The organism is Propionicimonas sp., assembly GCF_047606205.1.
GTDB lineage: Bacteria > Actinomycetota > Actinomycetes > Propionibacteriales > Propionibacteriaceae > Propionicimonas.
Genome location: NZ_JASGES010000121.1, coordinates 1 through 13,390, shown reverse-complemented (window position 1 = coordinate 13,390; position 13,390 = coordinate 1). Strand labels below are relative to the sequence as shown.

The window sequence follows — 13,390 nt, the reverse complement described above, 5'->3', positions numbered from 1 at the left end:
GGGGGGGGGGGGGGGGGGGGCGCCGTGGCCGCCCGCCCCCCACCGCCGTGTCCCTGGACGGGACGCTCAGCTCACGACCAGGCCGGTCACCTCCGCGGTGGTCGCCGCCGCACCGGACCCGGAGGTGTGGAACACGCCGCCGTCCATCTTCTTCACCACGGCCGCATCAGGGATGGTCACCGAGCCGTCGTCGCCGCCGATCCGGGTGAACGTCGCCCCTGCGTCTGTGGAGTAGTAGCCGATGAAGGTCGAGCCGCTGCGCTCCAGCTTCAGCGTGACCGGAAGGGTCACGCTCACCCCGCCCCCGCCGGGGCCGGGCCGCTGGCTCACCGGGTAGCTCGCCGTGTACTCGGTACCGGCCTCGGTGCTGTAGACCATCGAGACGCTGTTCTGCCCGTTGACGTAGAGGGCGACGCCGACCGGGCCCCCGTCCATGTCGTTGCGCACCATGACGCCGGTGCGATCGGCCGAGCCCGTGCCACCCACCGTCGTGACGGTGACCTGCACGGTGTCGTCCGCGTCGACCGACTTCCTGCGGTAGACGGCGCCGTACTCGTCGGACGCGGCAGTCGTGCCGGTGAAACTGCTCGTCGCCGGGCCGACGCCGGAACCGGCCGCCTGGACCTGGATCGCGGATCCGAGCTGCCCGAACACCGCATCATCGCTGGACGTGGTGTCGGCGAGCCTGAACGTGCTGCTCACCGGCTTGTAGCTGGACAGCTCCAGCGCCGCCGAACCGGTGTAGGTGATGCCGCCGGACCTGAACGACGACGTCGCAGTGAAGGATGCCGCGTTGATCGGCGTGGTCGCCTTCGGCGCCTTCACCAGGAAAGTCGTGGTGGACTTCGAGCCCTTGGCGATCGTGGTCCTGCCGGAGTTCCGGCTCAGCTGCTTCCAGCCGTCCGGGCGGGCGAGCTTGACGGACGCACGGGTCAGCTTGGCGTTGCTGTTGTTCTTCAGCGTGACGGTGATCCTGGTCTTGCCGCCGGCCTTGACCGACTCCGAGGATGCCTTGATCGACAACGTGGTCGACGGCCTCACCTGCGAGGTGGCCGACACCCGGTAGACGACGGTCTGGTGCCCGGCCACGTACGCGCTGATGTTCTTCGTCGTGGCGGTCGCCTCCTTCGACCACAGGTCGGTGAGCTTGTAGTTCTTGCTGCTGGCCGCGCCGACGGCGGTGGTGGTCGTCGAGATCGTCCGCGCCTTGGCGCCGGAGTTGAACAGCGCGACCGCCACGTCACCGTTCGACAGCGGCTTGGCCAGGACGTACAGCCCGTTGCTCTCGCTGATCAGGGTGGCCTGCTTGCCGAGGGTGTCCTGGTCGACGGCGATGACATCGGTGTTGAGGAAGATGTCCATCGTGTCGTCATCGGCCTCGCGCAGGTCGGTGCCGATCAGCAGCGGAGCCGCCATCATCGCCCACAGGCTGAAGTGGGTGCGGTACTCCTCGTTGGTCATGCCACCGTTGCCGACCTGAAGCATGTCCGGGTCGTTCCACGCCCCTGGCTCCGCGTACTGCGCGAGCTGGACGTTGTCCTTGAAGATGCCCAGCATGCTGGAGTAGGTGTCGGAGATGTCGAAGGTGGTCCGCCACAGGTTGCCCTGCTCGCCCGCCCAGGTCCACGGCTCGTAGTTGCCCCACTCGCAGATGCTGTAGAGCAGCGACTTCCCGGTCTCCTCCTTGACCTGCGCGATGGCGTCGGCCATCACCTGGTAGCGCGCGATGTAGGACGCCTGGGTCTCCTCGTACCCGTCCTTGGTGCCGCAGTTGTCGTACTTGAGGTAGTCGATGCCCCAGGAGACGAAGGTGCGGGCGTCGGTCAGCTCATGACCGAGCGAGCCCGGCTGCACGCGCTGGCAGGTCGTGTCGCCCGCGCTGGAGTAGATGCCCAGCTTGAGGCCCTTCGCGTGGGCGTAGTCGGCCAGGTAGGCGATGCCGTCCGGGAAGTCCTCGGCGTTCGGGACGAGTTCGCCCGCCTCGTTGCGCGACGACTCCGCCCAGCAGTCGTCGATGTTGATGTAGGTGTAGCCCGCGTCCCGCAGGCCGGTGGAGACGAACAGGTCGATCGTGTCGATGACGTCCTGCTCGTTGATGTCGCACCCGAACGAGTTCCAGTCGTTCCAGCCCATCGGAGGGGTGAGAGCCAGGCCGTTGTCGAGCGCCGTCGCCGTCGGCGCGACGGCCACCGACAGCGCGGGCAGCCCGATGGCCAGGCTCGCGCCCACCGCCAGGACGGTCAGTTTGCGTAGCATCAAGAGTGACTCCTCTCTGAGTCGAACGCTCAGGTCCGAACATGAACCAAACGCATTCGCACATTGCGATGCGCACACTCTCGGCGGCCGAAAGAGGCACTGTCAACCCGTTCCGGGCAACTTGTGGGCAACTTGTCGGGATCATGAGAGCGAGCTTTGGGCCACCTGTGGGAAGGCGCCCAGAGCGGCGGACGGACGGCTTCCGGCCCATCATCTCTGCTCGTCACAGGCGTTTTCTGAACCAGTTCTCGGCTCGGCCGAGCCGTCGGCCCTTCGGGCCGGGTCGGCCAGGCAGGTCGCCGCCCGCCGAGCACGCGCCCGGGAACACCCGGGGCGAACGGCCGGGTCCCTTTCGAACGAAATCACTCATCAAGTGGTGACAAATTCGGTCGATCTGGCAGGATCGCTCACGTGAACAGAGACGGCCTTCTGGCTGCGGACCGACAACAGTCGATCCTTGACCTGGTCGCGGAGAAGGGCTGGGTGCGCGTGAGCGACCTGACCCGGACCTTCCAGGTCTCGGACATGACGGTGCGCCGCGACCTCGTCGAGCTCGACCGCCAGGGACTCATCTCGCGTGTGCACGGCGGAGCGAAGGCGCGCCGGAGCGACAGCAGGCACGAGCCGGGCTTCGACGCGAAGCGCGGCGAGATGGAGGCGGCGAAGCACGCCATCGCGACCGTGGCGGCGACCCTGGTCAGTCGCGGCCAGACCATCGGACTGTCGGCCGGGACGACCACGGCGACGCTCGCCCGCTATCTGCTCGAGGTGGAGGACCTGACGGTGATCACCAACTCCATCCCGGTCGCGCAGGTCTTCCGCGAGAGCCCTCGCCCCGACCGGACGGTGCTGCTCACCGGCGGGCAGCGGACTCCCTCCGACGCGCTGGTGGGAGAGCTGGCCGTGCGCTCGCTCACCGGCCTGAACCTCGATCTCGTCTTCCTCGGCGTGCACGGCATCGAGGAGCGGGTCGGCTTCACCTGCCCGAACCTCCTCGAAGCGGACACCAACCGCTACCTCATCGACGCGGCGCAGCATCTCGTCGTGGTCGCCGACCACACCAAGTGGGGAGTGATCGGCCTGGTGTCGATGGCGCCACTGAGTCGTGCCGATACCATCGTGATGGACCACGGTGCCAGTGCGGAGATCCGGGCGGCCCTCGAGTCGGCGATCTCCGAGGTCATCATCGCTGATCCGGCCTGAGCCGCCCGGAGACGGCATGACCCCGGGCGACAACCGCCCGGGGCCCTGGAGACGAGAGGTTCTGAGCCCTAGAAGCCCATCGCCAGTCGGTGGTAGGCGTTCGTCCAGCGCAGCTCCTTGATGAATTGGCTGGTCGTCGTGCCCTCGCCGATCAGGGCGAGCTCGACCCCCAGCATCTCCGACAGGTCGCTCAGGTGCTCCGCGGTGAGCGCGGTGGACAGGACGGTGTGGTGCGGACCGCCCGCGGTCAGCCAGCACTCCGTCGATGTGGTGAAGTCGGGCTTGGCCCTCCAGACAGCGCGCGCCACCGGCAGCTTGGGCATCTCGGCCAGCGGCGCGACGACCTCGATCTCGTTCGCCACCATGCGGAACCGGTCGCCCAGGTCGCACAGGCCGAGCGTGACGCCCGCCCCCGGAGCGGCGTCGAACACCATCCGGACCGGGTCCTCCCGGTCGCCGATGCCGAGCGGGTGGATCTCGATCCGCGGCTTGCCGAGCGCGATGGACGGGCTGACCTCGAGCATGTGCGCGCCAAGGCTCAGTTCGTTGCCGGGCTCCAGGTGGTAGGTGTAGTCCTCCATGAACGAGGTGCCGCCGGGCAGGCCGGCGGCCATGACGCCGAGCGTCCGGCCCAGGACCGCGGTCTTCCAGTCGCCCTCGCCGGCGAAGCCGATGCCCTCCGCCTCGAGCCGCTGGACGCCCAGGCCCGGAAGCTGGCGCAGCCCGCCGAGGTCCTCGAAGTTCGTGGTGAACGCGCCGTAGCCGCCGTCGACGACGAACGTGCGCAGGGCAGCCTCGATGCGGGCGCCGTAGCGCAGCGAATCGTGCCGATCGGCACCGGGGCGCAACTCGGGAGCCACATCGTAGAGATCCAGGTACTGCTCGATCAGTGCGTCGATCTCGCTCTCCGCGACCGCGTCGACGACCGCGACCAGGTCGTTCACGCCCCAGGTGTTCACCGAGACGCCGAACCGGCGCTCGGCCTCGACCTTGTCGCCCTCGGTGACCGCGACATTGCGCATGTTGTCGCCGAAGCGAACCAGCTTCAGCGTGCGCACCTCGGCGCGAGCCAGCGCAGCGCGTGCCCACACGCCCACCCTCGCCACCACGCGGGGATCGGAGACGTGGCCGGCCACGGTCTTGCGGGGGACGCCGAGACGGGTCGCGATGAACGCGAACTCGCGGTCGCCGTGCGCGGCCTGGTTCAGGTTCATGAAGTCCATGTCGATACTGGCCCACGGCAGGTCCACGTTGACCTGCGTGTGCAGGTGCAGGAACGGCTTGGCCAGCGCGTCCATGCCGCCGATCCACATCTTCGCCGGGCTGAAGGTGTGCATCCAGGCGATCACGCCCACGCAGTCGTCGTCGGCGTTGGCGTCCAGCATCACCCGACGGATGGCGGACGCGTCGGTGAGCACCGGCTTGGCGACGATCTCCGCCGGAACCTGTCCGGACGCGGCGAGCGCCCCGGAGATCTGTGCGGACTGGTCACGCACCTGTCGCAGCACGTCGTCGCCGTACAGGCCCTGGCTGCCGGTCAGGAACCAGATCTGCTTGCTCATTGGGCACTTCCTTGTCCGTAGATGTTCTGGTAGCGGTAGAACAGGCGGTCGACGTCCTGCTGCGGGATGGGCACCGGTTCCCCCAGCTGGCGGGCGAGGTGGACGGTGCGCGCGACGTCCTCGACCATCACCGCCGCCTTCACGGCAGCCCTCGCGCTGGCTCCGATCGTGAAGGGCCCGTGGTTGGCCATCAGCACGGCGGGCGACCGGCTGGACCGCAGGGTCTCGACGATCCCGCGACCGATCGAGTCGTCGCCGATCAGGGCGAACGGACCCACCGGGATCTCCCCGCCGAACTCGTCGCCGATCATGGTGAGCACGCACGGGATCGGCTCACGACGGGCCGCCCACGCGGTGGCGTAGTCGGAGTGGGTGTGCACCACTCCGCCGACCTCGGGCATGTGCGCGTACACGTAGGCGTGCGCCGCCGTGTCCGAGGACGGGTTGCGCTCCCCCTCGACCAGGTTCGCCGCGAAGTCGCAGACCACCATCGCGTCCGGGGAGAGCTCGTCGTAGGACACCCCGGAGGGTTTGATCACCAGCAGGTCCGCACCCGGCACCCGGGCGGACACGTTGCCGGCGGTCCAGACCACCAGGTTGTTCCGCGGCAGCTCCGCATGGAGCGCCGCAACCTCGGCCTTGAGCTCGTCGACGACCTGCCGGAGTTCCGCCGGCACGCCGCTCATCGTGCGCCCCGTGCTCGCCCGAAGGCGGAGACAGGCCGTCGCGCTGTGGTTCGCACTGGATCCATCACCTCACTGTGAGTGCGGGGTTTCGCGGCACCGATGCCGCCGACTCCCTGATGTTACCGGTATCACAGCACGTGCGGCGCCCCGGTGGCAAGTGTCGTCGACGACGTGCGCCCAGGTCAGTCCGGGACGCGGGACCGCTCGAGGTGACCCAGCGAACGGAGCCCACGATCCAGGTGCCAGCCGATGAACGCCGCGACCAGCCCGCTGCCCTGCCGGAGGGTGACATCACCGATCCCCCGCGTTCCGGGCCAGTCCCCGGTGAGCAGCGCGGCGAGGTAGGCCACGGTCGCGGGGGCGGGGTGCGCGGAGCCCGGCGGCCGGCACCGGCGGCACACCATCCCGCCGAGCTGGGGCGAGAACGCCTCGTGCGGCCCGACGGCGCCACACCGCGCGCAGTCGGTGAGCGTCGGGGCGTACCCGGCGAGCGCCACCGAGCGCAGCAGATAGGCGTCCATCACCATCGCGGGCGGCCTCGGTCCGTCGGCCGTGCCCGCCGTCAGCGCGTGCAGTGCCCCCACCAGCAGTTGGAACTGCTGCAGCGCCGGTTCGCGCTCCTCGGTGACCAGCCGGTCGGCGGTCTCGATCATGACCTGCCCGGTGGTGTAGCGCTCGTAGTCGTGCGCGAGCGGCTCGGAGTACGCGTGCAGCGTGACGGCCTGGGTGATCACGTCCAGCGAACGACCCGTGGCGAACTGGAGGTCGACGTGACTGAACGGTTCCAGCCGGGCGCCGAACTTCGACGACGTCCTCCGCACGCCCCTGGCGACCGCCCGGACCTTCCCGTTGCGACGAGAGAGCATGGTGATGATCCGGTCGGCCTCGCCCAGCTTGTGGGTACGGAGCACGACCGCCTCGTCACGGTAGGTCGGCACGCGACCATTCTCCCCCGGGCCGCCGCCGGAGCGGGGCAGAACGATCCGGCGCGCCGTTGTTAGCGCACACACCGGCCTGCCATGATGACGGTGGACGGGTCAGGAACGCGGGACATCGTCGCGGCGACCGCTCGAGGAAGGGATCAACGATGATCGAGGACATCCGCGCCGCCATTGCGGAGGGACGCACGGCGCTGGGCATCGAGTTCGGCTCGACGAGGATCAAGGCCGTGCTGACCGGTCCGGACAACAAGCCGGTCGCGACGGGGGGCCACGACTGGGAGAACCAGTTCGTCGCCCGGGTCTGGACCTACTCGCTGGACGCCGTCTGGAACGGGCTGAGGGACGCCTTCCGCTCGCTGGCCGACGACGTGCGGTCGCGGTACGGGGTGGAACTGCGCACGGTCGGCGCGATGGGGGTGTCGGCGATGATGCACGGCTACCTCGCCTTCGACGCCGACGACCAGCTCCTGGTGCCCTTCCGCACCTGGCGCAACACCATCACCGGCCCGGCCAGCGAGGAGCTCAGCGCCGTCCTCGGCTACAACATCCCGCAGCGTTGGTCGATCGCACACCTGTACCAGGCGATCCTCAACGGCGAGGAGCACGTGGCCCGGATCGCCACCATCAACACCCTCGCCGGCTACGTCCACGCCCAGCTCACCGGAGAGCGCGTGCTCGGTGTCGGCGACGCGTCCGGCATGTTCCCCATCGACACCTCGACCGGCGACTACAACGCCACCATGGTGGCCCGGTTCGACGACCTCGTCGCCGAGGCCGGCTTCGCCTGCAACCTGGCCGACATCCTGCCGGCCGTGCGCGCCGCTGGGCAGCCGGCCGGAGCGCTCACCCCCACCGGTGCAGCGCTGATCGACCCGTCCGGCATCCTCCAGGCGGGTGTCCCGTTCTGCCCCCCCGAGGGCGACGCGGGCACCGGGATGGTGGCCACCAACTCGGTGGCGCCCCGCACGGGCAACGTGAGCGCGGGCACGTCCATCTTCGCCATGGTCGTGCTCGAGCACGAACTCACCCGCATGCACCCGGAACTGGACCTGGTCACCACCCCGTCGGGGGACCTGGTGGCGATGGTGCACTGCAACAACGGCGCCAGCGAGCTGAACGCCTGGGCCGCCCTGTTCGGCGACTTCGCCGGACGGATCGGCGCCACCGCCGACACGGGCCGGGTCTTCGAGACCCTGTTCCGCGCCTCGCTCGACGGCGACCCGGACGCCGGCGGCCTGCTCGCCTACAACTACCTCTCCGGCGAGCACATCACCGGGCTGGAGGAGGGCCGTCCGCTGTTCGTCCGGACGCCGGACTCGCAGCTCACGCTCGCGAACTTCATGCGCGCCCAGCTGTTCGCCGCGCTCGCCAGCCTGCGGATCGGCATGAACATCCTGCTCAGGGACGAAGCCGTCGGGCTGGATGCGCTGTTCGCCCACGGCGGCCTGTTCAGGACCCGGGGCGTCGCCCAGCGCTACCTGGCGGCGGCGGTGAACGCGCCGGTCTCCGTCGGCGACATCGCCGGCGAGGGCGGCGCGTGGGGCATCGCGCTCCTCGCCGCCTACGCGCGGGACCGCACCGAGGGCCAGACGCTCGCCGACTACCTGACCGGTTCGGTCTTCGCCGGGGCGGCGCTGGAGACGGTGGCGCCCGACCCGTCCGACGTCGCCGGCTTCGAGGCGTACGTCGAGCGGTTCAGCACCGGACTGGCCGTCGAGCGCGCGGCGGTCGAGCACACCTGACGGCCGGCGGTACGCCTCGGGAGGTGTTCCGCACGGGCCGGCCACGGCCTAGGCTCGCGCAATGGGAACCCTTCGGATCAACGTCGACCACACCGTGCGGATACCGGCCCGTTCGGCCCGGGTCCACGCAACCGTGAGCGGCCAGGCCACGCTGACCGCAGGCGTGGCCGCTCGCAAGGCGGCGCTGGTCCGCGAACTGGTGGCCGAGCTGGCCGGGCACGGGGTGCCCGAGGACGCGGTGGAGGTCACCGGAGTGCGCCTGGCCACGAGCGACGCCAAGCTGCTGCGCACTCAGAGCGTGGAACTCGGTCTGGTCGTCGCCGTGGCGACGGAGCGGCTTCCCGACGTCCTCGGCGTGCTGGCCGACCGCGGGGGCCTGTCCGTGGACCAGGTCGAATGGGTGTACGAAGAGTTCGAGGCTAGCGTCGGGGTCACGGCCACGGCGATGACGATGGCGCGCCGGAAGGCGGACGCCGTCGCCGCGGCGGCGGGACTGGAGGTCACCGGGATCCTGGAGGCCTCGGACTCCTGGAGCATGCCGGCCCGGATGGACCGGGCGATCCCCGCCCCGATGATGGCCGCGTCCGCGCGGGGGGCGTCCGCGCCTCTCGACCTGGGCATCGAACTGAGCGCCACGACCGAGCTGTCCGTGCATCTGAGCGTGGACTTCGCGTTGTCACCCTAGGCTGAGGCCATGCACCGCATCTCAACGTTGAGAGTGTCTCCGCTCTGCCTCGGCGGGAACGTGTTCGGCTGGACGGCCGACGCGGCCAGCTCCGAGGCCATCCTCGACGCGTTCACCGACGCGGGCGGGAACTTCATCGACACCGCGGACGCGTACTCGACCTGGGTGCCGGGGCACAGGGGCGGGGAGTCCGAGAGCGTGATCGGTGGCTGGCTCCGGCACCGCGGCAACCGGGACAGGGTGGTGGTCGCCACCAAGGTCGCCAAGCACCCCGTCCACCGGGGTCTGCGTCCTGCCAACATCCGGATCTGCCTCGACGGCTCGCGGCGGCGCCTCGGCGTCGAGACCATCGACCTGTACTACGCCCACGAGGACGACCCCCACGTGCCGACGGCGGAGTGGCTGGGCGCGTTCGACCAACTCATCCGCACCGGTGCGGTCCGGCACTACGGCCTCTCGAACTTCACCACGGAGCGGGTCGCCGAGGTGATCGACGTGGCCACGAAGGAGGGTCTCGCGCTCCCCGTAGCCGTCCAGCCGCAGTACAACCTGGTGCACAGGGCCGAGGTGGAGACGTCCGGCCTGGCCGCACTGTGCGCGCAGCACCACCTCGCGATCATCCCGTACTACGGGTTGGCCGCCGGCTTCCTCACCGGCAAGTACGCGCGCGGCGAGCAGGTCCACGGCCCGCGCGCGGGCCGGGTGCGTTCGTATGCCACCGACGCCGGCTTCGACGTCCTGGACGCCGTGGTCGCCGTCGCCGACGAGCTGGGTGTCGAGCCGGCCACCGTCGCGCTCGCGTGGGTCGGCCACCAACCGGGGGTGACCGCGCCGATCGCGTCCGCGAGTTCGGCCGAACAGGTCGCGCCCCTGGTCGCCTTCTCCGGCCTCAAGCTCACCCGCAGCCAACTGAACCGGCTCAGCAGGGCGTCGCTCCCCTTCACGTGAGCCGGCCGCCACCGGGACATCCCGGTGACGGCCGACCCGCGTCGGCGATCAGGCCTCGACCGAACCCTCGATCGCCGTCGGCGTCCCGCCGTGCACCACGCTGATCTTGCGCGGGCGCGCCTCGTCCGCGACCGGGATCCGCAGTTCCAGCACGCCGTCCCGGTACTCGGCGGCGATCCTGTCCAGGGCGACGCCGTAGCCGAGGGTCAGCTGGCGCGCGAACGTCCCGGCCGGGCGCTCCCTGACCAGCCACTTCTGGTCATCGGCCGCCTCGGCCTTCCGTTCGGCACGGACGGTCAGCGTGCGGTCGTCGACATCCACGTCGATCGAGGCCGGGTCGACGCCGGGCAGGTCCACGCGCGCGACGAAGACGTCCGCGTCGCGGTAGAGGTCCATCGGCATGGCGGCGCTGGCCGGCGTCCTGGCGACGTCGGAGAACCAGCGATCCATGTCGCGGAAGGGATCGAATGCTCGTGCCATCTCTTGGTTGCTCCTCTCAACTCGTTAGCACTCTCTGTTGCCGAGTGCCAATACCAGTGTGCGCTCGATCCGGTCACGGATCAAGGAGTTGAGCCCGAGAGACTCAAGTCTTGCGCGAACGATCGCGCGGCTCACCGGTAGGCTGCCGGCGTGGCCCAGCGAAAGCAGTTCCGTCCGCCGATCCCGCACCCCTCCGGTGCGCAGCCCCCGGCGATCGAGGCCAGGCTGCTCCCCCGCCACGTCGCGATCGTGATGGACGGGAACGGACGCTGGGCGAAGGCACGCAACCTGCCCCGCACCGAAGGCCATGCCCGTGGCGAGGACGCCCTGTTCGACGTGATCGAAGGCGCGATCGAGATCGGCGTGAAGTACCTCTCCGCCTACGCCTTCTCCACCGAGAACTGGCGACGGTCCCCCGACGAGGTGCGTTGGCTGATGGGGTTCAACCGCGATGTCATCCACCGGCGCAGGGACCAGCTCGACGCGATGGGCGTCCGGATCCGGTGGGCGGGCCGGACGCCGAAGCTGTGGCGCAGCGTGATCAGGGAACTGCAGGAGGCGGAGGCGCAGAGCGAGGGCAACGACGTCCTCACGCTCCAGTTCTGCGTGAACTACGGCGGCAGGGCCGAGATCGTGGACGCGGCACGTGCCGTCGCCGAGGCCGCCGTCCGGGGCGACCTCGACCCGTCCCGGCTCACCGAGGAACGGTTCCGCCGCTTCCTCGACGAACCGGAGATCCCCGACGTCGATCTGTTCGTCCGCTCCTCCGGCGAGCAGCGCACGTCGAACTTCCTGCTGTGGCAGTCGGCCTACGCCGAGATGGTCTTCCTCGACCGGCTGTGGCCCGACTTCGACCGCCGCGACCTGTGGCGTGCGATCGAGCTCTACGCCCACCGCGACCGCCGCTACGGCGGCGCCGTCCCGAACCAGGTCACCGAGCCGGAGCAGGCACCGTAGGGCGACCGGCTGGACGCCTGGTACGGGCGGGCTCGTCGAGCCAGACCCAGCGGCGCGCACCCGCCCCCAGAACCTGGACCGAGTGAGGAACCGTCCCCGACTCGGTCCACGGGCGCCTGGACCGAATGGGGGACGGTTCCTCACTCGGTCCACACCCCCGTTCAGTCGGTGCCGGACTCCATCCCGGAGAGGTTCTGGGCCTCCTCGATCGCGGGCTCGGTGGCGTTGCCCGCCGTGATCTGGGATGCGCGCCCGGAGTCGAGCTGGCCGACCAGGGCCGACACCTCGCCGCCGACCAGGCCCAACTGGGCGTACTGCTCGAGCCGGGTCCGGGAGTCGGCGATGTCGAGGTTGCGCATGGTGAGCTGCCCGATCCGGTCGGTCGGGCCGAACGCGGCGTCACCGACCCGCTCCATCGAGAGCTTCTCCGGGTGGTAGGACAGCGCCGGGCCCTCGGTGTCGAGGATCGACCAGTCGTCGCCGCGGCGCAGCCGCAGCGTCACCGAGCCCGTGACCGCCGAGCCGACCCAGCGCTGCAACGACTCGCGGATCATCAGCGACTGCGGGTCGAGCCAGCGGCCCTCGTACATCAGCCGGCCGAGCTTGCGCCCCTCCAGCTGGTAATTGGTGAACGTGTCCTCGTTGTGGATCGCGGTGACCAGCCGCTCGTAGCAGATGTGCAGCAGCGCCATCCCCGGCGCCTCGTAGATGCCGCGCGACTTCGCCTCGATGATCCGGTTCTCGATCTGGTCGCTCATGCCGAGGCCATGGCGTCCGCCGATCGCGTTGGCCTCCCTGACCAGGTCGACCGCGGTCGCGAAGGTGCGGCCGTTGATCATCACGGGGCGGCCCTGCTCGAAACTGACCGTCACGTCCTCGGTGGCGATCTCCACAGCCGGGTCCCAGAACCGGACGCCCATGATCGGCTCGACGATCTCGATGCCGACGTCGAGATTCTCCAGCTCCTTGGCCTCGTGGGTGGCCCCCCAGATGTTGGCGTCGGTCGAGTACGCCTTCTCCTTGGAATCGCGGTACGGCAGGTCGCGTTCGGCCAGCCACTGGCTCATCTCCGCCCGCCCGCCCAGTTCGCGGACGAAGTCGGCGTCCAGCCACGGCTTGTAGATGCGCAGCTGCGGGTTGGCCATCAGGCCGTAGCGATAGAACCGCTCGATGTCGTTGCCCTTGTAGGTGGACCCGTCGCCCCAGATCCACACGTCGTCCTCGCGCATGGCGCGGACCAGCATGGTGCCGGTGACGGCACGTCCGATCGGTGTGGTGTTGAAGTAGGTCCTGCCGCCGGTGCGAATGTGGAACGCGCCGCAGACGAGGGCGACCAGGCCCTCCTCCACCATGGCGGGAGTGCAGTCGACCATGCGGGACAGCTCCGCGCCGTACTCCAGTGCACGCCCCGGGACGGAGTCGATGTCGGGCTCGTCGTACTGGCCGAGGTTCCCGGTGTAGGTGCACGGCACGGCACCCTTCTCGCGCATCCAGGCAACGGCGACGGACGTGTCGAGACCACCGGAGAACGCCAGACCGATGCGTTCGCCGACAGGAAGTTCGGTGAGGACCTTGGGCATGCCGACGATCCTATCGGTGCCCGCCGAGGTGCCCGGCACCGGGCCGCGGGACGCCTTGTCACCCTGAAGAGCGATACCCGTCCGGGTGTCGCCTGCGCGGGGACTCGCACGGGACTGGCCCATACGACATGATTCATCACGACAAGAACTGCAAGCGGTTGCGGGAGGGGTCCTTAGCCGCCCAGGGAGTGCCACTCATCCATCGATTTAGGGGAATTTTCTGCCATGTCCGATTCGTACAAGCCTGCGCGCAAGAAGCGCGGCGTCGCACTTCCCGTCGTCATCGCGGGCGGCCTCAGCTCACTCCTGCTCGCCTTCAGCCTGACCCCCACCTTCTCCGCGCTGACCGC

The 13,390-nt window shown here is 69.7% G+C and carries 11 protein-coding genes; 5 read left to right on the top strand and 6 right to left on the bottom strand.

The genetic code is table 11. From position 1 onward, the window contains the following. Positions 1-66: 66 nt before the first annotated feature. Positions 67-2,256, bottom strand: coding sequence for an NEW3 domain-containing protein (locus tag QM633_RS08045; protein ID WP_415153227.1), 2,190 nt, complete (start codon positions 2,254-2,256; stop codon positions 67-69). A 411-nt stretch (positions 2,257-2,667) separates the two neighbouring features. On the opposite strand from QM633_RS08045, the gene QM633_RS08040 reads away from it, so the two are divergent. After that, positions 2,668-3,459, top strand: coding sequence for a DeoR/GlpR family DNA-binding transcription regulator (locus QM633_RS08040; protein ID WP_415153226.1), 792 nt, complete (start codon positions 2,668-2,670; stop codon positions 3,457-3,459). A gap of 68 nt (positions 3,460-3,527) precedes the next feature. On the opposite strand, the gene araA is transcribed toward QM633_RS08040, so the two are convergent. The 3 genes from araA to recO all read right to left on the bottom strand — a co-directional run bounded on the left by araA (position 3,528) and on the right by recO (position 6,645). Further along, positions 3,528-5,021 (bottom strand): L-arabinose isomerase, encoded by a 1,494-nt coding sequence (gene araA, locus QM633_RS08035; RefSeq protein ID WP_415153225.1) that lies wholly within the window; start codon positions 5,019-5,021, stop codon positions 3,528-3,530. Continuing rightward, on the bottom strand, positions 5,018-5,707 hold the full coding sequence (locus tag QM633_RS08030) for an L-ribulose-5-phosphate 4-epimerase (RefSeq protein WP_415153224.1): 690 nt from the start codon (positions 5,705-5,707) through the stop codon (positions 5,018-5,020). Before QM633_RS08030 ends, araA begins: the two co-directional genes overlap by 4 nt. A gap of 182 nt (positions 5,708-5,889) precedes the next feature. Next, positions 5,890-6,645 carry a DNA repair protein RecO gene (recO, locus tag QM633_RS08025; protein ID WP_415153223.1) on the bottom strand — a complete coding sequence of 252 codons (756 nt, stop codon included), beginning with the start codon at positions 6,643-6,645 and terminating at the stop codon, positions 5,890-5,892. A gap of 149 nt (positions 6,646-6,794) precedes the next feature. Between recO and QM633_RS08020 the strand changes: the two genes are divergently transcribed. The 3 genes from QM633_RS08020 to QM633_RS08010 all read left to right on the top strand — a co-directional run bounded on the left by QM633_RS08020 (position 6,795) and on the right by QM633_RS08010 (position 10,023). Then, a complete protein-coding gene (locus tag QM633_RS08020) occupies positions 6,795-8,390 on the top strand; it encodes a xylulokinase (protein WP_415153222.1) in 1,596 nt (531 codons plus the stop codon). A gap of 61 nt (positions 8,391-8,451) precedes the next feature. Then, positions 8,452-9,075 carry an SIMPL domain-containing protein gene (locus tag QM633_RS08015; RefSeq protein ID WP_415153221.1) on the top strand — a complete coding sequence of 208 codons (624 nt, stop codon included), beginning with the start codon at positions 8,452-8,454 and terminating at the stop codon, positions 9,073-9,075. Between the two features lie 9 nt (positions 9,076-9,084). Further along, complete coding sequence (locus QM633_RS08010) at positions 9,085-10,023, top strand: aldo/keto reductase (RefSeq protein ID WP_415153220.1); 939 nt, start codon at positions 9,085-9,087, stop codon at positions 10,021-10,023. 48 nt (positions 10,024-10,071) lie between these two features. Here the strand turns inward: QM633_RS08010 and QM633_RS08005 are convergent, their stop codons facing one another. Next, complete coding sequence (locus QM633_RS08005) at positions 10,072-10,503, bottom strand: Hsp20/alpha crystallin family protein (protein ID WP_415153219.1); 432 nt, start codon at positions 10,501-10,503, stop codon at positions 10,072-10,074. 150 nt (positions 10,504-10,653) lie between these two features. Here QM633_RS08005 and QM633_RS08000 point away from each other — a divergent pair, with 150 nt between their 5' ends. Continuing rightward, positions 10,654-11,460, top strand: coding sequence for an isoprenyl transferase (locus QM633_RS08000; protein WP_415153218.1), 807 nt, complete (start codon positions 10,654-10,656; stop codon positions 11,458-11,460). 161 nt (positions 11,461-11,621) lie between these two features. Here QM633_RS08000 and argG read toward each other — a convergent pair whose 3' ends face one another. Continuing rightward, a complete protein-coding gene (gene argG, locus QM633_RS07995) occupies positions 11,622-13,040 on the bottom strand; it encodes an argininosuccinate synthase (protein WP_415153217.1) in 1,419 nt (472 codons plus the stop codon). Positions 13,041-13,390 lie beyond the last annotated feature (350 nt).

What these genes read in the sequence shown, in the direction of transcription:
- QM633_RS08045 (WP_415153227.1), bottom strand. Translation starts at nt 2,256, where the DNA reads ATGCTACGCAAACTGACCGTCCTGGCGGTGGGCGCGAGCCTGGCCATC.
- QM633_RS08030 (WP_415153224.1), bottom strand. Translation starts at nt 5,707, where the DNA reads ATGAGCGGCGTGCCGGCGGAACTCCGGCAGGTCGTCGACGAGCTCAAG.
- QM633_RS08020 (WP_415153222.1), top strand. Translation starts at nt 6,795, where the DNA reads ATGATCGAGGACATCCGCGCCGCCATTGCGGAGGGACGCACGGCGCTG.
- argG (WP_415153217.1), bottom strand. Translation starts at nt 13,040, where the DNA reads ATGCCCAAGGTCCTCACCGAACTTCCTGTCGGCGAACGCATCGGTCTG.
- QM633_RS08005 (WP_415153219.1), bottom strand. Translation starts at nt 10,503, where the DNA reads ATGGCACGAGCATTCGATCCCTTCCGCGACATGGATCGCTGGTTCTCC.
- QM633_RS08015 (WP_415153221.1), top strand. Translation starts at nt 8,452, where the DNA reads ATGGGAACCCTTCGGATCAACGTCGACCACACCGTGCGGATACCGGCC.
- araA (WP_415153225.1), bottom strand. Translation starts at nt 5,021, where the DNA reads ATGAGCAAGCAGATCTGGTTCCTGACCGGCAGCCAGGGCCTGTACGGC.
- QM633_RS08010 (WP_415153220.1), top strand. Translation starts at nt 9,085, where the DNA reads ATGCACCGCATCTCAACGTTGAGAGTGTCTCCGCTCTGCCTCGGCGGG.